Below are 22,495 nucleotides of genomic sequence, written 5' to 3'. Positions count from 1 at the left end.
AAACAGGGCGATGAGCCTATCCCCGTAACTGGGCGCCAAACACATTCTGAAGACGCTCGAGTACCACTTTTACAACATCCTCGATCTCGCTATCCGTCAACGTCCGCTCCTCCGCTTGAAAATGGATGGCGATTGCCACGCTTTTGTGGTTCTCAGGAACACCTTGCCCACTGTAAACGTCGAACACGGTTGCGTTCTGGAGGATCGAGTAATCATGTCCAACGTCTTTGATAACATTCAGCATATCGCCAACGAGAACTTGTGTCGAGACAATCAGCGCTACGTCGCGACGTGAGCCTGGGAAGCGCGGCAGAGCGTGAACGGTTGTCGAGATTGGAAGGCGCTCGATGATACTTTCTACAGACAACTGAGCATAGATGGAATGAGACACATCCAGTGCTTCGGCCGTTGCAGGGTGCACTTCACCGACTAGGCCAATCACCGTGTCCTTCACAATCATGCGGGCGGATCGACCAGGGTGAAGCCATGACTCGTTTGCACGCTCGTATCGCACCGCAATGCCCAGACGATGGAAAAGATGGTCCAAGGCACCTTTGGCGTCGAAAAAGTCAACAGGGCGAGATCGTCCATAAATGTTCTCAGATGTTTCACCGAACCAGAGCAGGCCAACGACTGTGTGCTCATCCGGTTGCGATTGCACAGGTGACTCCTTCGGTTCATATACCCGTCCGAGTTCAAAAATCGCACCGCCATCAACCCGATGCGCCAGGTTATACTTAGCGACTTCCGCAAGACTGGGCAACATGTGCGTACGAAGCACTCGGCGTTCGTCGGACATGGGATGCATCAACGGAATCATATGCGTCTCACGAGCTCCGGCAGGCAACTGTAGAGCGGCCAGGGCCTCTGGCGACGTGAACGCATATGTCCGAACTTCGAATAAACCGCTCGCAATGAGTCCTTCGCGGATGCGCCCTAAGAGCTGTTGGCGAGCATCCCGGCCACCAGCAGTGATAGGCCCAGTGAGTTCCGTTGAGGGAATGTTATCGTATCCGTATATACGCGCGACCTCTTCAACCAGGTCCGCCTGCAACTCAATGTCTGGACGTCGAGTCGGGACGGAAACATCCCACTCCGTGTCACGTTGCTTCACACTGAAACCGAGTTGGCTGAAAATCGCTTGTATCGTCTTGTCCTCGATGGAGCAGCCAAGCAGGGCACGGCATCGGTCAGGTGAAAAGCGAACAGTGCGATGAAGCGTCGTTTCATCTTGATCACGCCGTGCCGTGCTGATTCCGCCAACCAGCTGTGCGCCAGCGAGTTGAATCAACAGCTGTGTGGCACGTAACAGGGCGTTGCGAACCGTGGCCGGATCGATCCCTTTTTCGAAGCGTTGTTGCGCTTCCGACCGGAGACCCAACTTCTGCCCCGTTCGCCGCGTGGATGGAGCATCAAACCTGGCCGATTCGATGACGACCCGCGACGTTCCCGTACGGATTTCACTGTTTTCGCCGCCCATGACCCCCGCTAGGCCGATGGCTTTTTGCGGATCAGCGATGACAAGCATATCTGAATCCAACGTGCGCGTTTGCCCGTCCAAAGTTTGTAATGTTTCACCGTCAGTCGCTTGCCGAACGACAATCGTTTGATCCGCGATGGACGCTTCGTCAAACGCGTGGAGAGGTTGTCCCCACTCGAGCATGACGTAGTTCGTCACGTCTACGATGACGTCGATAGGGCGTACACCCATGGTCATTAAACGCGCTTGCATCCAAAGAGGCGAAGCGCCAGTTTCAAGGCCCTCCAGAACCTGTGCGTCATACCTCCCGCACCGTTCGCTGTCGATCCGCACGCGGATGGGCGACGGAACGTCTGGCAGCGGAATCTCTATCTGCGTCGGGAAACTCGTCGGTTTTTTCGTCAAAGCCGCGATTTCGTACGCTAAGCCGCGAATGGAGAGGCAATCGCTGCGATTCGGGGTGAGATCGATATCAAGGACCCAGTCATCCAGGTGAAGCACTTGGGTGATGTCCTTGCCAATCTCTGTGTCCTCAGGCAAGGCATAGAGACCTGTCGTTTGGCTCGCCGGCAACAGTCTCGTGTCCAGCCCGATTTCCGAAGCGGAGCACAGCATGCCGTTGGAAGTCACGCCACGCAGTTTTGCACGCTTAATCTCCTTACCACCTGGTAGTTTCGCTCCGGGTAGTGCCACAGGAACAATCATCCCGGGACGAACGTTTGGCGCCCCACACACAATCTGCAAAAGTTCCGCCTGCCCAACGTCGACTTGGCATACATTTAATCGGTCCGCGTCCGGATGATGCTCCATATCCCGCACGACACCGACGACGACGCCCTCCACACCTAGGTTGCGCGACTCTACCGCGTCGACAGCAAGTCCAGCCCCCGTGAGGAGCTCGGCTAACGAATCAGGTGTATAACCTGACAAATCCACAAACTCACTCAACCACTGATACGATACTTTCACCTAAACACCCCCGACCGTTGTCTTTCATGAATGACGATTTAAGCACCCGTGAACTGGCGCAAGAAACGCAAGTCATTTTGGTACAGTTGACGAATATCTGTAATCCCGTACTTCAACATGGCGATTCGTTCCGCCCCCATACCAAATGCGAAGCCGCTGTATATGGAGCTGTCGTATCCAGCCATATCAAGGACGCGCGGATGAACCATGCCAGATCCCAATATTTCGATCCAACCCGTTTCCTTGCAAACCCTGCAGCCGTCGCCGCCGCAGTGGACACAAACGAGGTCAACTTCCGCACTCGGCTCGGTGAACGGGAAGAAGCTGGGCCGTAGTCGAACGCGTTGATTTTCGCCAAACAGTGCCTTGGCGAATTGTTCCAGAATGCCTTTGAGATCGCTCATGCGAATATTTTTGTCGACGACGAGCCCTTCAATCTGTGTGAAGGCGTGCGAATGCGTCGCATCGTCCTCATCTCGACGGTACACTCTGCCTGGAACCAGCACCTTCACAGGCACCTGCGGGTGCATTCGCTGCATTGTCCGAACCTGCATGGGTGAAGTATGCGTGCGCATTAAAAGCTCGTCAGTAATATAAAACGTATCCTGCATATCGCGCGCTGGATGGTCTTTCGGGAGATTGAGCATTTCGAAATTGTACAAGTCGGTCTCCACTTCCGGGCCATCGGCGATCATAAATCCCATTCCGAGAAAAACATCCTCAATTTCGCGAATGACTCGCGAAATTGGATGATATGCACCAGGCTGTGTTTCGCGCCCTGGCAGTGTGATGTCGATTGTTTCCGCGCTCAGCCGAGCGTTTTGTTCCGCCCGCTCGAGAATGTTCCGCTTTTCTTCCCACTCTGCTTCAAGCGCTTGGCGCACATCGTTCAGCAATTGTCCGAACTTTGGTCGTTCCTCTGGAGCCAAGCCGCCCATTTGTTTCGCTAAGCCCGAGACTTCACTTTTTTTGCCGAGATATGCCACCCGCCACTCATTGAGGGACTTTGTGTCACTGACAGAAGCGAGCTTTGTCACTGCGTGATCGCGCAATGTGTCAAGTTGTGCCTTGAGTGCTGTGAAATCCAATGATTTCCCTCCTCCGTAAACAAAAAAGAGCAACTCCCCAGTAGGGACGAGTTGCTCGCGGTACCACCCTAATTGACGACTTGAAGTCGCCCAGCTTACAAGATAACGGATAAACTTTATCCGGCGAGGCCTACTGCCGTGTTCAGACCGTCCATTGGTTCGGACGTGATCGTGGGACACGTTTCATTTCAGCCCCGCGGCTCAGAGGGGAACTTCAAGCAGCTAAATTCAGTGCACTTCCAGTCGCGGTGCACCTCCCTGTGGAATCGCCCTGCTTTACTTGCCTCATCAATGCCACAATATAAAATTCGTTACAGAGTATACGCAAATCTGGGGGAAGACGCAACCAAACGGCTTGTCTAGTCGTTTGGGTCCTCCAGCACAATCTTAGCATAGCCGACGGGTTCCGGATAGCTGAGTCAGGTCGAATCCTGCACCACTGTCTCCTCCATGACCGCCAATCACTGTTCAGCCCAACAAGTCGCTTGACAGTGCAGGCACGTGCCCAAATGATTCGCTCGCTCCAAACAAATGGGTGAATGTCGTGGAACCCATGGGTTCGGTTACATAAGGTAAGTCTGTAGTCGGCAGGCTACCTGCCGCAAAAACAGCGAGGAGGCGTTTATATGTACGGTATTTTCGGAGGTTACACGCAATGGGCAGTGGTCTTCTTGATCATCTTCGTTCTGTTCTTCTTGCTTGTCCCGGCCTACGGAGCAATGGGCGGCGGCGCTGTCGCAACGCCTGGCATCGCATACTGATCAGCCAAGATAGAGCCCATGGAACATGTCGCCGTGTCTCTTGAATGGGCGTGAAATGAAAGGGGCGGTCCCGCTCGTAGATTTACTACGGGCTGGACCGCCCCATGTTGTCCGCTACACGTGCTAAACGATCCAAATCCCCATATCCGAAATAGTCCCGAGTGCATCTTCGACCGTGTCCGCCAAGACATTGAGATGTCCCATCTTCCGATCCGTCCGTGACTCATGTTTCCCATATAGGTGAACCTTCACATTTGGCGGCATCGAATCCATCCTGTCGATCACGCCATCCAGGTGCTGCCCAAGAATGTTGACCATGACAACTGGCGTCAACAGCTTCACGGCACCGAGCGGCAAGTTGCAGACGGCGCGGATGTGCTGCTCAAACTGGCTCGTTACACAAGCATCCATCGTGTAGTGACCGCTGTTGTGAGGCCGTGGCGCCAACTCATTGATGAACAGGGTGCCATCCGCACAAACAAACATCTCCACGGCAACGAGTCCGACCACTTGAAGGGCATTCGCAACTTGATGTGCAAGCGACAAGGCCCTGTTCATCACCGCGTCGTCGAACCGGGCCGGCACGATGGAAAGGTGCAAAATGTGGTTCTCGTGGATGTTCTCCGACGGCGGGAACGCCGCCGTCTCGCCCCGCGCATTGCGTGCAACGACGACCGACAGTTCTCCCACAAACGGGACGAACTGTTCAGCAATCAGGGCTGGCTCATCGTTTTCAGAATCGCTCGTGTCGGCCAAAACGGCCTCCCACTGTGAGCGAAACCTGTCCACATCCGCTTCTGAGCGAACCATCCACTGACCCTTCCCGTCGTACCCGCCGCGGCAGGTCTTGATGACGAGATTTGGCCCTAGCGTCTCCAGCGCCTTGTGAATGTCGGCGAGGGAACGTACTGGGGCGAAGGGAGTGACCGGCAACCCAGCGTCATGAAGTGTCGTCTTCTCCCGAATCCGATGTTGTGTCGTTCGCAACAATTTACTGCCTTGTGGAACGAGGGTTGAACGCTCAAGAACTGCTGCGACCTCTGCATCTACATTTTCAAACTCATATGTCACAACGTCGGCTTCTTCCGCAAACGTCCGTGCCGCGTCAACATCAGAGTACGCTGCCACGACCTGCTTGTCCGCAACTTGAGCAGTCGGACAATCCGGCGTTGGGTCCAGGACGATAAATCGATAACCGAGTTTTCGTCCGTCGAGAGCCATCATTCGACCCAGTTGACCGCCGCCAAGAACCCCGATCACCGCTGGCGGCTTTACAACCGTTGTCGTCGCCGCTTCATTGCTCACCCGGCTCGCCTCCCGTCAGAACTTCCTGCTCGATTCGCTCACGCCGCTCAACCAATCTTTGAGCCAGCGCCGAATCCGTGACGCCGAGAATTCGAGCAGCGTACAAAGCGGCGTTCGTCGCACCCGCACGACCAATGGCCATCGTCGCAACGGGTACTCCGCCGGGCATCTGGACAATAGACAGAAGAGACTCCAATCCTTGCAGTGTCGATGTCTTGACAGGGACACCAATGACAGGAAGATCTGTTTTCGCGGCTACCATTCCAGGCAGGTGCGCTGCCCCACCTGCTCCGGCAATAATGACCCGAATCCCTCTGTCACGGGCACTGCTCGCATATTCAAACATATAATCCGGTGTTCGATGGGCAGAAACGACTTTCTTCTCGTATGGAACTTCGAGCTCATCGAGAACTGCACACGCGTGAGCCATTGTCTCCCAGTCGGATTGGCTACCCATAATGACGCCTACTACAGGCTGAACCAAGATGCTACCCCTTTCTAAGCTGTCCCTTAAGCTAACGTTACGTCGTTGCAGAGATACACGTCTTGAATGGCGTTTAGAAGCTCAACACCCTCGTTCATAGGCCGTTGGAATGCTTTGCGGCCGGAAATCAAGCCCATGCCACCAGCACGCTTGTTGATAACAGCCGTCTTGACAGCCTCTGCAAAGTCATTTTCGCCGGATGCGCCACCCGAACTGATCAGCCCGATTTTACCCATGTAGCAGTTCGCGACTTGGTAACGGGTGAGATCGATAGGGTGATCTGTCGTGAGTTCCGAGTAGATACGCTTGTCCGTCTTGCCGTAGCTGCTTTCACCCATGTTGAGGGCGTTGTAGCCACCGTTGTTCGTCGGCAGCTTTTGCTTGATGATGTCTGCCTCAATCGTTACGCCAATATGGTTTGCTTGGCCAGTCAAGTCAGCGGACGTATGGTAATCAACGCCGTTCTTGACAAACTCCGGATTGCGAAGGTAGCACCAGAGGATGGTGAACATGCCGAGTTCGTGCGCCAAATGGAAAGCCTCACTGACTTCTTGCAGTTGGCGTGTCGATTCTGGTGAACCGAAGTAAATGGTCGCACCGATACCAGCGGCACCCAGCTCCCAAGCTTGTTTCACACTGGCGAACATGACTTGATCATACTGGTTCGGATACGTCAGCATTTCATTGTGATTTACTTTCACAATGTACGGGATTTTGTGCGCATACTTACGGCTCGTCAAAGCGAGTACACCCAGCGTGGACGCAACGCCGTTGCAGCCGCCTTCAATGGCGAGTTTGACAATGTTTTCGGCGTCGAAGTAAGCAGGATTCTTGGCGAAGGAAGCGCCAGCAGAGTGCTCAATGCCTTGATCCACAGGGAGAATGGACACGTATCCTGTGTTTGCCAAACGTCCTGTGCCGTACAAGGACTGCAAACTGCGAAGAACTTGATTGTTGCGATTGGTGTATGTAAATACGTCGTCAATATACGTTGGAGATGGTGCTGTGATGGACGACGACGGAATGGTTGTCGTCTTGTGGGTCAAAAGTTCCTCTGCTTCGTTTCCCAAATACTTGCGAATCTGTTCGATCACGATTCAATTCACTCCTCATATGAATTAGAAACTTCAGATGGAAAGAATATCCGCCAACTCATAAACCGCTTTGTCCGGTTTGCGATCACTCTGGAAGACCTCGTCAAACGGCACGGACGTCAATTCGCCGTGCTGAGTCGCTGCCATGTGCCCTGAAACCCCTTGTACAAGCAATTCGACCGAGTGCGCTCCAAGACGGCTTGCCAGCACTCTGTCCGTGGCACTCGGTGCACCACCGCGCTGCACGTGGCCCAGAACCGTTACCCGGGTGTCAAAACCCGTGTGCTCTTCGATGTACCTGCCAATTTCCCCACCGTGGCCAGCACCTTCAGCCACAATGATAATAGAATGCTTTTTACCGCGTGCCACACCTCGTTGTAGCTTTGCCACCACGTCTTCAAGTTTGTACGGGACTTCAGGAATGAGAACAGATTCGGCGCCACCAGCAAGTCCTGCAGAGAGTGCAATGTGCCCAGCGCTGCGCCCCATTACTTCTATCACGTATGTGCGCTCGTGCGACGTTGCCGTATCGCGGATTTTATCAATGGCTTCGATGGCCGTTTGCACTGCCGTATCGAAGCCAATGTTGGCGTCACAAGCACCAATGTCGTTATCGATGGTACTCGGTACACCAATAGTTTTGATCCCGAGATTGTGCAATTTTTGCGCACCGCGAAACGAACCGTCTCCACCGAAAACGACCAGCCCGTCTACGTCAGCATCGATGAGGCGCTGGTATCCACGCCGTTGCCCGTCCTCCGTGAGAAATTCCAGACAGCGCGCAGTATAGAGGCAGGTTCCCCCTCGTTGGATAATGTCCCCTACCGATTCCAGCGCCATAGGTTTGAAATCCCCATCCAAAAGGCCTGCGTAGCCACGGCGTATTCCCACCACTTCGAGACCCCGGTAAATGGCGGCCCTTACAACTGCACGAACGCCTGCATTCATGCCCGGCGCATCGCCACCACTCGTCAAAACACCAATCTTGCGGATGATGACCACCCCCACGGGACAGAAATCGTCCCTTGTTGACAAATTCAGTCCCACCGACCATGCGGTCTGCGGTTGGGCTAGCACTTGCATGCGATCAACTTCCATGCAATTAACTTCCATACTTCCATACTTCCATGTGAGCGACTTCCATGCGAAACACGATTCGCGCCTACACTCACATGGTAGAGCACAGGCGCGGATCTTGCAATGGGGAGCACCGTGATTGAAAGCGCTCAACCGGTATTTCGAAGACCCGCTGCGATCCCGTTAATCGTTAACAAGACATCAGCCAGCAGCGCATCTTTCAACACGTCATCTCCCGAATCGCGCAGTTGGCGAAGGAGCCGTACTTGAAAAAACGAGAGCGGATCGACATATGGATTGCGCAACTGAATGGACTGTTGGATCACAGCCCGATTGTCCAGCAACTCATCATACCCTGTGATGAGCAAGACAGCCTTGCGGCTTCGAGCGTATTCCTCTTCTATCAAGGCGAACAATCTTTCACCGTTCGATCCGGCCAAACTCGCGTACTCACGAGCAATCAGCATGTCAGCTTTCGCCAGGGCCATTTGCAGATTGTCAATGAGCGTCCGGAAAAAGGGCCAACGCTGATACATCTCTTGGAACGCTTGTAAGCTTCCTGCCCGATGCGCCAGCACATGCTCCATGGCAAGACCAAAGCCGTACCACGCTGGTAACAAGTGACGGCTTTGCGTCCACGAAAACACCCACGGAATGGCCCGGAGGTCTTCAATCTTAGCCGACTGCGTCCGCTTGGATGGGCGAGAGCCAATGTTCAATTTTCCGATCTCGTCCACCGGCGTTGCCTCGTGGAAATACTGTAAAAACCCGTCGTCCCCGAAAACGAGTTGACGATATGCCTGAAAAGACTGCTTGGACGCATCCTCAAGCAATGCGAACCACGCTTCAGGCGCCTCATCTTGCTGATTTGCCGAGGCTTGCGCGGCCCCCACGAGCACGGTGGCCGTGGCCGACTCAAGTGAACGCTCAGCAATTCGCGGATGACTGTAACGCTGGGAAATGACCTCGCCCTGCTCCGTGATTTTCACGTGACCGTAAAGTGCCTGACTCGGTTGCGCCAGAATACTCTGCTCGACAGGTCCACCCCCGCGACCAAGCGCACCACCTCGACCGTGGAAGAATTTCAGCTTGACACGGTACTGCTCAGCAATCGCCAAGAGTCGACGCTGAGCGGTGTACAGTGACCAGTTGGCCGTCAAATATCCCCCGTCTTTGTTGCTGTCTGAATAACCCAGCATGATTTCTTGACGACCTTCGTGTGCAGCCAAATGTTTTTGAAATACAGCATTTTCAAATAGGGAACGCATTACTTCCGGTGCCGCTTGCAAGTCTTCGATGGTCTCAAACAGGGGAACGACGTGAATGTCACTGGTCGGTGCGGCAGATGGGCCATCCGGCCACCCAAATAACCCGCTTTCTTTGGCTAAGAGCAGTACTTCTAACAAATCACTGGCACCCTGTGCCATTGAGATCAAATAGTCCTGAATACAAGCTTTTCCAAACTGCTCGTGTCCTCGACGAATGACATCAAAGACGGCAAGCGCTTCTGTCGTGACATCTGAATACACGTGGTACGGGTTTCGAATTGGCCGCGGGGACTGTAAGCACGCCGACAGGAATGAAACTCGCTCAGCTTCCGACAAATCGCGATAGTTCCCCAGTCCCGCCACGTCGGTAAGCTCTGCAACGGCATGTTCGTGCACGCCACTGTGTTGGCGGATATCCAGAGTCACCATGTGAAATCCGAATAGTTGTACTTGAAATAATAGCGGACGTAGAAACTGATCCGCGATTCGCGCACCGCGGTGTGCCCGCAGAGATTTGTCCATCAAATTGAGATCATCGTACAACTCGGATGCATTCATGTAGGCGTTACCGCGGAACGGCTCATCCAACACGCGTCTCCGTGTGTTCTTCAATTTCAATACAATCTGATCAATTTTCGCTCGGTAAGGCTCATCACTTAGCTCTGGTAGCGTTGCGATAAACTCTGCATCCGCACCAACACGTTCGATAGATGGACTCATGTCCCGTCCAAGTTGCAGCAGTTTTTCTTCGTATTTGGTAACGGCGAGATCGAAATGCAATTTCAGTGTTTCTGCCGTCGTGCTGTGCGTCACATTGGGGTTGCCATCCCTATCTCCACCCATCCACGACCCGAATCGAATCAGTGATGGAACGGCGATTTCTTCGTCACTAAAATGTTCACGAACAGCTCGCTCCAGCTTCTCATGAACCTCCGGAAGAACGTCGAACAAGATTTGGTCCAAAAAGTAGAGGCCGTTACGAACTTCATCTATAACGGTAATGCGTTGCTTGCGCACCGATCTCGTCTGCCACAACACAATGATCTCGGTACGAATTTTCTCCTTCAACTCATCGAGTTCTCTCGGCGTCCTCAGAGGATTGTCCATTTCCTCGAGAAATGCTGAAATTTTACTGTGTTTGTCCAGCACGGTCCGTCGAAGTGCCTCAGTTGGATGGGCCGTCAAAATCAGTTCAATGCCCACTTCCTGAAGTAAATCAGCCAGTTGGTCTGAACGAATCGGGAGGTGTTTCAGTGTGTTCAGGGCTTCATCAAACGTTCCGCGCTGGATATTCTGGGATCGTTCATTATCGCGTCTTCGACGTAGTCGGTGGTGCTGTTCAGCGAGGTTCACCAGTTGAAAATAGACAGCAAAAGCGTGGATGGTGTCATTCCTCAATTCCGTCGGAACGCTTTCGACGGCTGTCCGCAGCGCCAAACGCGTCTCATCCGATGGATTCAGTCGAAATGACTTGGATGATTTGCGGATGGCCTCGACGTGATCGAGCACGGATTGTCCACACTGTTCCACAAGTACTTCACCTAACAAATCACCGAGAATTCGTATATCCCGGTGCAAGGGTGCATCGTTTTGCATGGATGTCCCTCCAATCCTATCAGTGTTTTATTTATCTGACATTTCTCAATTTTAAACCGAACTCTGCACATGGCGCAACGGGGACGCCCCACCCGAGAAGGTAATAGTCAAAAAGCTGGTCGTACGCTGCAATAAGCAAGCGCACAACCAGCTTTTATCCTAGACTCCCACAGATAACCTCAGGCTTCACGGTACAGAAGACTCGACAGCATCCAAAGCGAATCGCTATAGACCTTCCTTGCTCAGCAGCTCGACGAGTGACTCAACGGCGGCGGTTTCATCCGCACCGTCGACCTGTAAAATGAGTTCTTCCCCGCGTGAAAACGCCATCGACATGACGCCCAAGATGCTCTTCGCGTCGATAAATTGGCCATTCTTTCCGATGTGTACACTGCTCGTAAACGAGGCTGCGCGCTTGACGAATTCAGCGGCAGGTCGAGCCGCTAGCCCCTGTGCCAACTCAATTTTGACACTCCGTTCGATCACGCTGCTTCACTCCCATCAAACCGTAACTTCCGGCTGTTTTTGCGAAACGCTTGCGAACCCAATCGATTCCTCAGTCTCTGTATCGAAAATGTGGATCTTGTTGAGATCGACAGCCAACTTCACTTCACTGCCAGGATGGAAGTGGAAACGCGAATTGACGCGCGCGATGATGGATTGGGCCCCGACACCCAAGTGCAGATACATTTCCGAACCCATGTGCTCGACGACTTCAACTTTGCTGTCGAGAACGGCATCCGGATAGGTGGACATGAATACTTCTTCGTTGTGCAGATCTTCTGGACGCACTCCGAGAACAACCTGCTTCCCGACGACACCGGAGCTCTTCAACAGCCCATAGCGCCCCTCCGGCAGCAAGATGGAAACGGACGGTGCACGGAAGTAGAACTTATCTCCCTCAGCTACGATTTCGCCCTGGATAAAGTTCATTGCGGGTGAGCCGATGAAACCAGCGACAAACATATTTTTCGGCTGACTGTACACGACTTGCGGTGTATCAGCCTGTTGAATGATACCGTCTTTCATGACGCAGATGCGATCGCCCATCGTCATGGCTTCCGTTTGATCGTGTGTGACATAAATCATCGTCGTTTGCAGGCGTTGGTGCAGTTTACGGATTTCCGCACGCATTTGAACACGCAGCTTCGCGTCCAAGTTGGACAGCGGTTCGTCCATGAGGAACACTTGCGGTTCACGGACAATTGCGCGGCCCAACGCGACACGTTGGCGTTGACCACCGGACAGCGCCTTTGGTTTCCGGTCTAGTAAATGTTCGATGTCGAGAATCTTCGCAGCCTCGTGGACCCGCTTGTCGATGTCCGCCTTGGGAAATTTGCGAAGCTTCAATCCAAACGCCATATTTTGATAGACAGACATGTGCGGATACAGCGCGTAGTTTTGGAAGACCATTGCGATGTCGCGATCTTTCGGGGCAACGTCGTTCACACGTCGTTCACCAATGAGCAAATCCCCGCCGGTGATATCTTCTAATCCTGCGATCATCCGAAGCGTCGTCGTCTTACCGCAACCGGATGGACCGACGAAGACGACGAACTCTTTATCCTGAATGTCCAGGTTGAAATCTTTAACGGTCGGATCGGAAGTACCACTGTACGTCTTGTAGATATGATTCAGCTGTACTCTTGCCACTTTTGATTCCTCCTCTGGTGTGAAAGCGCAATCAGTATGTGATCACAGTGTACCGGATTAGGTGCGATCACCCTATGTGCAGCCTGCACCGTTTCCTACTTGGATTTCCGTGCAAGTTGTTGTGGCTGCATCCACGACGCGAGGTAGAGAATCATGGCATCGCTGACATCGCGCACATCATACCCTGTGAGCTGATGAATGCGTTCAATCTTGTTCAGCAACGTGTTTCGATGTACATACAGGTGTCTCGCCGCTTCACTGACGTTTAGATTCGCCCTGACAACACCTTGGACAATGTCCAACCAATCCTCCGGCCACTCTTCCATTGGTGTCGCCGATCGTTCCATCAGCACGTGGATGAATGACTGACGAACCTCTTTGCTGATTAGATGCATCAACAATTGGAGGGGATGTTCGCCGTAAACGGTGGCGTTTTGCTTTATGGACGACGCCAATCGAAGGGCAAGAAGCGCCGTTACAACGCCTGAGTGGACGTCAAATGGCGTTGCAATCAATTTGGAGACACTCACGCGTGCATCAATCAACGCGTCTTCGGCAATGGCCATGGAAATGAGGTTTGCTAAACTACTGAGGCTTTGCACGACGCTTTGTGCTTCGGCCGTCTCGGGCAGGTCCACGAGGGCCTCTTCAAGCTGCACGAGTGGAACGTAAAAGATGATATCGTTCATTTCCCCAACGTTGGCGTGCCAAACCTGTCCAAACGTCGCCGAGATGACGTCTGGAACGACCTGTCCCCACTGAAGTCCAGTATCACGACTGTCGGCGTCCCCAACTCGCTTGCGCCTCAGTATGAACAGATAACCTGGATACACCCAGTGTTCCGCGCCGGGAATATACGGTGCTTTCGATTTTCCAACTTCATGCGAAAGTGCCGTGACATCTAAATCAACCAAGGAACCGTAATGTATGTTCACTTCATTCGTCGCGCTCGTTGTGGCGGGTTTCGTGTGCAAGATGGTCCAGCCGAGGGCTTCTCGCACAGAAGCCGGCGCATCCCAGTCAAGAAAGCCAATCCGTGTGAACGGTTCCAACTGAAAATACCATCTGTCTTCTTCGAACCACCAAGATCCCGTCCCATGCGATGGGTCTTCAGTTGTCGGCTCAACGACATAGTTCAGTCCTAGCGCGTTTTTCCACCGCTCTACAGGTTCCTTCCACCAGGCCACAAGCTCACCCCGCCATTTTCATGACATTATTGTAACGTACATTCCATCAATTTGGTTGGTCAAACATTGTCCCGATCCTATCTACTTTGGTACTATCAAGATGCCACACGTGTAGTGAACGAATGGGAGGTCATCGTACGTGGAAGTGCGCAATCCAGGCATTAGCCTGATATATCGGTTGGAGCTCGCCAACTCTGTTACCACATTTGCAAAAGTTGCGAGTTTAGTTGGCGTTGCAGGCGGCGACATCAATGCTGTCGACGTCATCCGTGTCAGTAAGGACGTCGTCGTGCGCGACGTCACAGTGAATGTAACAAATCGCGATCACGGTAAGCGCATTTCTGACATGCTCAACAGTGAGCCGGGCATTCACGTCGTAGCCGTATCGGACAGAACGTTCCTCGTCCACCTCGGCGGTAAATTGGAAGTCACGCCAAAGATTCAAGTGAAGACCCGTGATGACTTGTCGCGCGTGTACACGCCGCACGTGGCTCGAGTTTGTGAAGCCATTCACGAGGACCCGTCCAAGGCGTACCAGTTGACCATCAAACGGAACACGGTTGCTGTCGTTTCAGATGGAACCGCAGTTCTTGGGTTGGGTGACATTGGTCCGCATGCTGCAATGCCAGTCATGGAAGGTAAGGCGATGTTGTTTAAACAATTCGCCGGGATCGATGCGTTTCCAATTTGTTTGGACACGAAAGATCCAGATGAAATCGTGCGAATTGTCAAGAGCATTGCACCGGTATTCGGTGGGATCAATCTCGAAGATATCGGATCGCCGCGTTGCTTCGAAATCGAAGAGCGATTGAAGAAGGAACTTGACATCCCCGTTTTCCATGATGATCAACACGGTACCGCCGTCGTCCTGCTCGCTGGCCTCATCAATGCGACAAAACTAGTCAACAAGCGGTTGGAAGATTTGAAAGTTGTCATTGTGGGAATTGGCGCGGCTGGCGTTGCCTGCACCAAGATGATGCTGGCCGCTGGCGTGAAAAACATCCTTGGCGTCACCTTGGAGGGTGTGCTCCATCGTGGCAAAGAATACGACATTCCAATGTGGAACTGGTACAAAGAAAACACCAATCCAGAGAACGTCTCCGGTACGCTGGATGACGCCATCGTCGATGCGGACGTGTTTATCGGCGTTTCCGGACCGGGTGTACTGAAGGTTGAACAAGTTCAAAAAATGGCGCGCGATCCCATCGTGTTCGCAATGGCGAATCCGACACCGGAAATCACGCCAGAAGAAGCCGCACCGTATGTTCGCGTCATGGCAACTGGACGTTCGGACTACCCGAACCAAATCAACAATGTGTTGTGCTTCCCGGGGATTTTCAAGGGCGCACTCAAGTCACGTGCTTCGACCATCAACGAAGAAATGAAATTGGCAGCCGCGCACGCCATTGCCTCCGCCATCAAGGAAGAAGAACTGACGGAAGACTACATCATCCCGTCCGTGTTTAACCAGACGGTCGTGAAAAAAGTGACGGATGCAGTTGCAAAAGCTGCGTACGATTCAGGCGTAGCACGCCGCGAAGTCGTTCACGTCGACAATTACTAATTCTTTTTTCTACTTGCTTGCCGAACAGAAAACCAATTGTCGTGTCATTGCGTCCAGGTGTATGATCACCTGGACTTTTTCTTTGAATGGATGATGAACATTGAAGCACTTTCGCTTTGCGTTTGTGTTCGCACTCTGGACGATGGTCCTTTATGGCGCCATTGATGCCATGAGGAGTGCAACAGGCCCTCTCTTGCAAGCGCAAACGCATATCACCTATGCAGAGCTTGGTCTCTTGTTCGCGGCAAACTCCATTGGCTATTTGCTAGGAAGTCTGCCCAGCGGATTTGTCATACACCAAGTTGGCCTGAAGCGGACCGTCTTGTTTGGCAGCGTTGCAATGGGCGCGATGCTCGTTGTTGTTCCCCTCGCTAAAGTTTACGTCCTTTTGTGGATTGGCTTTTTCTTGCTCGGATTAGCCATGGGGTGGTTGGAAATCGGCGTCAATGCTGTCGTTCCAGCTGTGGCCGAGTCGTCTCGAGCGGAATCTTCCGGATTTAATTTACTGCACGGTTTTTACGGTGTGGGGGCAACGATTTTCCCCGCCGTTGTCATTTGGATAGCCACACGATCCGGGCACTGGAGCACCCCCTACTTTGCCGTCGGTTTACTCTGCATCGCGACCGTGGCAGCTACCATTCGCTATCAATTTCCTGCATTAACGGCCCCTGAACCACACAACGCGAATGAACCAAAAGATCACGGGGCCATGTCCTCACCGCTCATGTATGTGCTGCTCCTGGCCATCATGCTCTATGTGGTAGCTGAAGGGGGTACAGCGGCATGGTTACCGACTTACCTCGTACATGCCGATCACATGAGTGTCACACGAAGCTCCTGGTATTTGACCGGATTCTACCTGATTTTCACATTTGGACGATTGAGTGGCCCGCTTTGGGTACACCGTCTAGGATCCTACGGAAGCATCACTTGGAGTTCCATATTTTCACTGATTCTATTCGCCATCGCACTACTCGATAGCAATGGTCCACTCTTGTTTGTTCTATCTGGTTTTGGCTTCGCGGTTACGTTCCCAACCATCGTTCACATCGCAAGCCAAGCGTTTGACAAGGAAACGGGTCGTGTGCTCGGGTTGTTGTTTACATGTGCCGGTATCGGCGGAATTTTTGTCAGTTGGATCATCGGGATCGTGGCGACGGCAACGAGCATCGAAGTGGCGTTTTGGCTCATTCCAGTCTCACTCATGTTGGTTCTCATCGCCACCAGTGTCGCTAAAGGACTGGAGAAGACTCGACATCGAATGGCATCAGCCACTGTTCCCCCGGCCAATTCGTGATGGCGGCGTCCACTTGACACTCGGCTAGCCAGGCAAACCCCTTCTGATCGTTAACGGTGTACGGGTGCACGAAGAAGTGCTCTTGGTGTGCCCGCCTCACATAACGCGGCGTCACGTCCATGTAATCCGGGTGAATCGCCTGCGCCCCAATTCGTTTCGCCGTCGTGAAGCCGTCTTCGCCCGGCTCCGTCAACAATCCGATTCGCAATTTCGGACTGATTTGTCGCAACACTTCCAGGCTTCCCACGTCGAATGAACTGTGAATAACGTGCTTCGTTAGTCGAGCCTCCTCAATCCACTTGAGTACCGGTTCAACGTCCTGACGACTGCGAATGGGAATTTTCCACTCCAAATTCAGCGTGATGAGGGCCGTACTGCGCGACACGTAGGAGAGGACCGTTGACAGTTTTGGAACACGGGCACCTTCGAAAGCGACGTCGTAACCAATACCGGCATCAAGCTCAATCAACTCTTGAAGCGTCATGTCTGCGACGGAACCACTGCCATTTGTCGTTCGATCCACCGTTTCATCATGCATGATGACAAAGCATCCGTCTGCTGTTTTCCTCACGTCGCACTCAATACCATTTGCCCCTATCTCCACGGCAGCGATAAATGCAGCCATCGTGTTTTCTGGATATCTGCCCGAGAAGCCGCGATGTGCCCATAACGGAATTTTTCTCATATGGTGGAATCCTCCTGTTGAATTGACTGGAATCTATTCGTAGTCTGATAGACAAGGAACCGCTTTACTCTCCTATGCCGGAAAGGATAGACAATCAACCCGATGAAGAAAAGACCCCGAATAGGCCGGGCAGCAGGCGCTGCCGCAGCGACCCTATCTCTAGCGATTCTATGCTTTTCGGCAAAGACTGCGTTTGCAACTTCGACCCTTCAAAAAAAGCAGATCGTGTATCAGAACTACACCGCAAACGTGTACGGCGTCGTGTCAGGTGGGACTACATACATGCCTATTTGGTATATTATGCACGCCCTTCAGCCGGCTGGATTTCAGAGTACGTGGCAGGGCAACCTTTGGAACTTCACCACGCCACCAGGTGTACAGACGAACATGAACAACGGTCCCTTAGGAACCGGGAGTGCCACACTTGAACTAAATGGCCAACCTATTCACCGTGTGATGCCCATCGTTCGCCCCGATCCCAACAGTCACAAACCCACAACATATATGCCTATCTGGTATGTCATGCAACTCCTCACACAGGCCGGTGTTCAGTCTTCATGGAACGGAACGACATGGACCCTCCAAACGGGCGCTCCAATGCCGACCAGCACACCGTGGAACGTGGCATTTGTGACGAATACATCTGCGTCGTTGGATGACATAAGCCAGCAGTTAACAGGGGCAAATGTCCTCGCATCCTCCGCCTACGATGTCCAAGCAAACGGCTCGCTTTCAGGCGACGGACAAACACCTGTCGTCTCATTCGCGCATGCGCGCGGCCTTCAGGCCATTGCCCGGGTGGATTCAATGGACAAAGGGACACTGGAAAGCGTCATGAGTAACCAGACGACGAGACAGCAACTTGAGTCGAACATCGTCGCCGCGATCGAACGTGATGGGGACGACGGCGTCAATATCGACTTTGAGTTTATGCCGTCTGACCAGCGCCAAAACTTTGTCACTTTCTTACAGGACCTTCACAACGCTTTATCCGCACAAGGTAAAACCTTGTCTGTCGATCTGCCCGCCGTGGTCGACCCCACGAAAGAATCGTGGAACGCGGGCTATGACTTCGGTGCCATCGTAGCCGCCGTTGACAAGGTCATTCTCATGGCCTACGACTTCAGTTACCCAACCAGCCAACCAGGTGCCATCGCACCGTTGTGGTGGGTTAACGAGTCGGTCCAGTACGCCGTCAGTCAAATGCCACCGCAGGAGGTCATCCTTGGCTTAGACGCGTATGCGTACGATTGGAGTTCCGGTCCTGCGGAAGCGTACAGCGACAAAACAGCAGAGAATTACGCGGCACAGAATGGAATCACGCCGCAATGGGACGTCTTGGATCAGGCACCCTACTACTCCTACACAACGAACGGCGTGACACACACTGTATACTACGAAACCGTGCAGAGTTTGACACCTAGGGTCAATCTCGCCGAACAGTACGGTCTCGGCGGCATTTCGGTTTGGCACGCGGGCCTGGAAGACAGCAGTGAAGCGCAATTGCTGAACAGCTTCAAGTGACGCCGCGACAGGGCGCATCGCACCATTGTGTGATGCGCCCGAACTTGTACAAACGTCACCACACTGTCATTTGTTCACTTACGCTCGGCTAAGAACATCTCAACGTCACGTCGCGTCGGGATCGAACTTTGAGCGCCCATTTTCGTCACGGCAAGTCCTGACGCTGCCGCAGCGAACCTCAGTGCCTTGGATGTGTCGGAACAAGCGGATCGCACAGCGGCCAGTGCCCCAACGAATGTATCCCCAGCCGCCGTTGTGTCGACAACGGGCACATCAAACGCCGACTGGCTGACTACGTGTATCCCTTGACCGATTTCACCGTCGTCATCTGTTTTCCATGAGCCGAACACGGCTCCTTGTGCACCTAGCGTAACAATGACCGACTTAGGACCTGTATGCAAAAGACGGGAAATCGCTTGTTTAGCCTCGTCCACCGTCATCACGGGTTGGTCCGCTAGCGTTTGTGCCTCCGTCTCATTGACGACCAACGTGTCCACATGCTTTATCCAATCGACAGTGATACCTGCGACCGGAGATGCATTGAACACGACATGTATGCCAAGCTCATGGGCTCGTCGCATTGCGAGCCTTGTCACGTCGGGCGAGATTTCGTTTTGAACGAGAAGTGTATCGATCCCGTCCCACAATCCGTTCCCATCCGCGTCCATCAAGTCCTGTTCCCGCAACTGTTCGTTCGCGCCGCCCGCAACTATAATCGTATTCTCACCATCTTCGCTAACCGTGATAAGGGCCACCCCGGAGGGTTTATCAATCATGCGAACGAATTGCGTGTCGATGTCATCGTTCAGAAGTGCTGACTGAAGCGTTTCCCCAAACGAATCGTTGCCTACAGCGCCAAACACTCTCACGAAGCTCCCTGCTCTCGAGGCTGCAACAGCTTGGTTCGCTCCTTTTCCACCTGGATGATATGCGGTCTCGAATCCTCGCACCGTTTCGCCAGGGACTGGATGGTGTTTTACGCGGATCACCACGTCCATATTTATACTACCTACAACCAAAATACCACCCATGTAAATCCGCCTCTCATTTTCACATTTGAATGGGCCATAGGATATTTTACATCGGGCTCAGAGCACAAAATAAATCTTCATGATTTGAATAAATTTTTATTCGTTTCCTCAACATAATCGGGAAAGAATGAGCATGGTCAAGGGAGGTAGTGGATAATGAATAACGACAACAAGAGTCATATGATAAAATCGCAAACTGTAAAGCAACAGCTTGATCAACTTGAAAAAGAGAACCCGACAAAGAATCGCAACAAAAAAGGCAGTACAAATGAGATTCAACCAATAGAAACCGATGATGGAATAACACAATGATAGTCTTGTGCCCTGCTAGCGATCCGCTGGCAGGGTGTAACTCCGTTCCATGCCACGCCACTCGGACATCGACCTATCGTGCTACAATAAGGTTGACTGATGACGAGGTGTTGAAATGAAGCTCATTTTGATAGACGGTTCTTCTCTCTTGACAACAGCTTTTTTTGGAAATGTTCCGCGAGATTACTATAGGTTAAAGGATCAGGCGGATCGGGAAGAATACCTACGAAAAAAGGCATTGTGCACGACCAAAGGCGTATACACAAACGCGGTGTATCCGATGACAAGAATCTTACTGAACCTCATTGAACGGCAGAAACCCACCCATTTCGCAGTCGCGTGGGATGTGTCCCGAAATACATTTCGCCGAAAACTATACGGTGAGTATAAGGGCCATCGAGAAGACGCCCTGCCAATATTGAGTGAGCAATATCGCACAATGCAAGAACTGCTTCAAGCGGTAAACATCCCTCAGTTTTGGTTGGACGATTACGAGGCCGACGATATTATCGGAACGCTCGCACGCAAATTCGAGTCTGAGATGCCTGTCTACATCCTCACAAAGGACCAAGACGCACTCCAACTGATCAGCGAATCAACGCGTGTGTGGTTGATGACGTCAAAGGCAGAAGAATTATACAAGGTAAGAAGCCTCAATTTGAAAGAACTGGCCATCCCCGATGGCGTATTTGAATACTCACCGGTGACGTTCGAGGAAGAATACGGGTTGAAGCCTCACCAAATGGTGGACAAGAAGGCGCTGGAAGGCGATAACAGTGACAATATCCCAGGAGTCAAAGGAATTGGTGAAAAAGCTTCTGTCCCGTTACTTCAAGAATTCCAAACGGTTGAAAATTTGTATGACTACATTGAAAATATGACTTCTGCAGAGCAAGCGGAGATGAAACTACTGTTCAAAGCTCTGGGCATCGCAAGATCACCGCTCGCCTACCTCTTGAAAGAATCGGATACAGAACTGGTTGGCAAACAAGCTGCAATATTAAGCAAGGTACTGGCGACGATTCGAACAGACCTTGAAGCATTGGACACCGTGACAAGTGACGACTTAAGACTGGATTTGAACGTACAAGTCATGCATGAGCGATTTATCGAACTCGAATTCGCCAGTCTGATTAAAAAACTTCCTAACTTCTTTACCGAATTGGTCGGTTAAAAATTGCCTGTTCGTAAAAAAGTGGTTCCCCAAATCCCGTCCGTTACCGAAGTCACGCACTCGTGAATAAGGATTTCATACGGGACTTGGGTGCCAAGTAATCATCTATTCAATAGACGATACGAACTCAAGAGGAAAGCAAGCCGATTTTTTCAAGACCGTACAGGATTCCACCATTGTTTACGTCTTTCGTAATAAACTTCGCATAGGATTTGACTTCATCACGGGCATTTCCCATTGCAATCCCCATTCCAACATAGGAAAGCATTTGAACATCGTTCATTCCGTCGCCAAATGCGACCACCTGCTCGGGAGTCAGCTTTAAATGATGCAGCATTGCTTCGATCCCCCCCGCCTTAGACACATCCTTCGGAAATAAATCCAAATACAGCTTGTGCGCACGGATAAAGTTCAGGTTAGGAAACCTTTCGATGTACGGTTGCTCTTTGGGCTCCTCACAGTAGAGATACACCTGATAAATATCCGTTTCCTTCCACACATCCGGGCTAAACTCGGGCTTTTTCACGATTTTGAGATAGTCAAACGCTTCCGTGACAAAGGGGTGTTGGTCCACCGTTGCATAGCATGCGTCACTTCCAGCAAAAACGAGGGCATGTCCAGATTCATGAGCTTGCTCGCTCAGCAATTGTAATGTGTGACGAGGGATCGGATTCCCGAAGACCGGTTTTCCACGATATTCTGCGTATCCCCCATTGCATGTGACGAACGAATCGATGCCAAATTCATCTGCAACGAATCGAAACTGACTTGGAGCTCGTCCAGTCGCTATGAATACGTCTACCCCGTTGCCCTTCAATCGTTCAACTGCTTCTCTCGTCGTGTTCGGTATCTGTTTTTCTTCGTTGATCAGTGTTCCGTCTATGTCGAAGAAAACTGCTTTATAGGACATCTGGGCCTCCAGTTATTACTAAATATTTGATGAACG

General features: G+C 52.2%; 19 protein-coding genes and 1 other annotated feature. Of the genes, 6 read left to right on the top strand and 13 right to left on the bottom strand.

The features are described 5' to 3' along the window. Positions 1–16: 16 nt before the first annotated feature. Positions 17–2,449 (bottom strand): phenylalanine--tRNA ligase subunit beta, encoded by a 2,433-nt coding sequence (gene pheT, locus NZD86_RS07970; protein WP_268045973.1) that lies wholly within the window; start codon positions 2,447–2,449, stop codon positions 17–19. Between the two features lie 38 nt (positions 2,450–2,487). Then, positions 2,488–3,537, bottom strand: coding sequence for a phenylalanine--tRNA ligase subunit alpha (gene pheS, locus NZD86_RS07965; protein ID WP_268045972.1), 1,050 nt, complete (start codon positions 3,535–3,537; stop codon positions 2,488–2,490). 39 nt (positions 3,538–3,576) lie between these two features. Continuing rightward, positions 3,577–3,838 (bottom strand) — a binding site (T-box leader). Positions 3,839–4,163: 325 nt separating this feature from the next. On the opposite strand from pheS, the gene NZD86_RS07960 reads away from it, so the two are divergent. Further along, positions 4,164–4,298: a hypothetical protein gene (locus NZD86_RS07960; RefSeq protein WP_268045971.1), complete on the top strand. Its 135-nt coding sequence runs from the start codon at positions 4,164–4,166 to the stop codon at positions 4,296–4,298. Between the two features lie 123 nt (positions 4,299–4,421). Here NZD86_RS07960 and purK read toward each other — a convergent pair whose 3' ends face one another. The 8 genes from purK to NZD86_RS07920 form a co-directional block, all read right to left on the bottom strand. Further along, positions 4,422–5,603, bottom strand: coding sequence for a 5-(carboxyamino)imidazole ribonucleotide synthase (purK, locus tag NZD86_RS07955; protein ID WP_268045968.1), 1,182 nt, complete (start codon positions 5,601–5,603; stop codon positions 4,422–4,424). Further along, complete coding sequence (purE, locus tag NZD86_RS07950; RefSeq protein ID WP_268045967.1) at positions 5,593–6,087, bottom strand: 5-(carboxyamino)imidazole ribonucleotide mutase; 495 nt, start codon at positions 6,085–6,087, stop codon at positions 5,593–5,595. The genes purK and purE overlap by 11 nt, the downstream gene beginning before the upstream one ends. A gap of 26 nt (positions 6,088–6,113) precedes the next feature. Beyond that, the gene (locus NZD86_RS07945; RefSeq protein WP_268045966.1) at positions 6,114–7,181 is read right to left on the bottom strand and encodes a class I fructose-bisphosphate aldolase; all 1,068 of its coding nucleotides are present in this window, start codon (positions 7,179–7,181) and stop codon (positions 6,114–6,116) included. 33 nt (positions 7,182–7,214) lie between these two features. Then, a complete protein-coding gene (pfkA, locus tag NZD86_RS07940; protein ID WP_268046822.1) occupies positions 7,215–8,174 on the bottom strand; it encodes a 6-phosphofructokinase in 960 nt (319 codons plus the stop codon). Positions 8,175–8,407: 233 nt separating this feature from the next. Then, positions 8,408–11,122 (bottom strand): phosphoenolpyruvate carboxylase, encoded by a 2,715-nt coding sequence (gene ppc / locus NZD86_RS07935; protein ID WP_268045965.1) that lies wholly within the window; start codon positions 11,120–11,122, stop codon positions 8,408–8,410. Positions 11,123–11,347: 225 nt separating this feature from the next. Beyond that, a complete protein-coding gene (locus NZD86_RS07930) occupies positions 11,348–11,608 on the bottom strand; it encodes an HPr family phosphocarrier protein (protein ID WP_268045964.1) in 261 nt (86 codons plus the stop codon). Positions 11,609–11,623: 15 nt separating this feature from the next. Further along, positions 11,624–12,775, bottom strand: coding sequence for an ABC transporter ATP-binding protein (locus NZD86_RS07925; protein WP_268045963.1), 1,152 nt, complete (start codon positions 12,773–12,775; stop codon positions 11,624–11,626). A gap of 95 nt (positions 12,776–12,870) precedes the next feature. After that, entirely contained in the window at positions 12,871–13,962 is a 1,092-nt protein-coding gene (locus NZD86_RS07920; protein ID WP_268045962.1) for a PucR family transcriptional regulator, read from the bottom strand. A 166-nt stretch (positions 13,963–14,128) separates the two neighbouring features. Between NZD86_RS07920 and NZD86_RS07915 the strand changes: the two genes are divergently transcribed. Further along, positions 14,129–15,526 (top strand): NAD-dependent malic enzyme, encoded by a 1,398-nt coding sequence (locus NZD86_RS07915; RefSeq protein WP_407655246.1) that lies wholly within the window; start codon positions 14,129–14,131, stop codon positions 15,524–15,526. Positions 15,527–15,626: 100 nt separating this feature from the next. Beyond that, on the top strand, positions 15,627–16,823 hold the full coding sequence (locus NZD86_RS07910; protein ID WP_268045960.1) for an MFS transporter: 1,197 nt from the start codon (positions 15,627–15,629) through the stop codon (positions 16,821–16,823). Here NZD86_RS07910 and NZD86_RS07905 read toward each other — a convergent pair. Continuing rightward, positions 16,759–17,508 carry a glycerophosphodiester phosphodiesterase gene (locus NZD86_RS07905; RefSeq protein WP_268045959.1) on the bottom strand — a complete coding sequence of 250 codons (750 nt, stop codon included), beginning with the start codon at positions 17,506–17,508 and terminating at the stop codon, positions 16,759–16,761. The genes NZD86_RS07910 and NZD86_RS07905 overlap by 65 nt on opposite strands. Positions 17,509–17,610: 102 nt before the next feature. Between NZD86_RS07905 and NZD86_RS07900 the strand changes: the two genes are divergently transcribed. Next, the gene (locus NZD86_RS07900; protein WP_268045958.1) at positions 17,611–19,032 is read left to right on the top strand and encodes a glycosyl hydrolase family 18 protein; all 1,422 of its coding nucleotides are present in this window, start codon (positions 17,611–17,613) and stop codon (positions 19,030–19,032) included. 74 nt (positions 19,033–19,106) lie between these two features. Here NZD86_RS07900 and NZD86_RS07895 read toward each other — a convergent pair whose 3' ends face one another. Next, positions 19,107–20,063: a ribokinase gene (locus NZD86_RS07895; RefSeq protein WP_268045957.1), complete on the bottom strand. Its 957-nt coding sequence runs from the start codon at positions 20,061–20,063 to the stop codon at positions 19,107–19,109. A gap of 156 nt (positions 20,064–20,219) precedes the next feature. Here NZD86_RS07895 and NZD86_RS07890 point away from each other — a divergent pair, with 156 nt between their 5' ends. Both NZD86_RS07890 and NZD86_RS07885 read left to right on the top strand, forming a co-directional pair. Further along, entirely contained in the window at positions 20,220–20,375 is a 156-nt protein-coding gene (locus tag NZD86_RS07890; protein ID WP_268045956.1) for a hypothetical protein, read from the top strand. 115 nt (positions 20,376–20,490) lie between these two features. After that, on the top strand, positions 20,491–21,549 hold the full coding sequence (locus tag NZD86_RS07885) for a 5'-3' exonuclease (RefSeq protein ID WP_268045955.1): 1,059 nt from the start codon (positions 20,491–20,493) through the stop codon (positions 21,547–21,549). Between the two features lie 127 nt (positions 21,550–21,676). Here NZD86_RS07885 and NZD86_RS07880 read toward each other — a convergent pair whose 3' ends face one another. After that, positions 21,677–22,459 carry a Cof-type HAD-IIB family hydrolase gene (locus NZD86_RS07880; protein WP_268045954.1) on the bottom strand — a complete coding sequence of 261 codons (783 nt, stop codon included), beginning with the start codon at positions 22,457–22,459 and terminating at the stop codon, positions 21,677–21,679. Positions 22,460–22,495 lie beyond the last annotated feature (36 nt).

The sequence above is a fragment of the Alicyclobacillus dauci genome, from assembly GCF_026651605.1.
Lineage (GTDB): Bacteria > Bacillota > Bacilli > Alicyclobacillales > Alicyclobacillaceae > Alicyclobacillus > Alicyclobacillus dauci.
The sequence above is the reverse complement of the archived record's forward strand: the minus strand, read 5'-3'. Positions and strand labels throughout refer to the sequence as shown.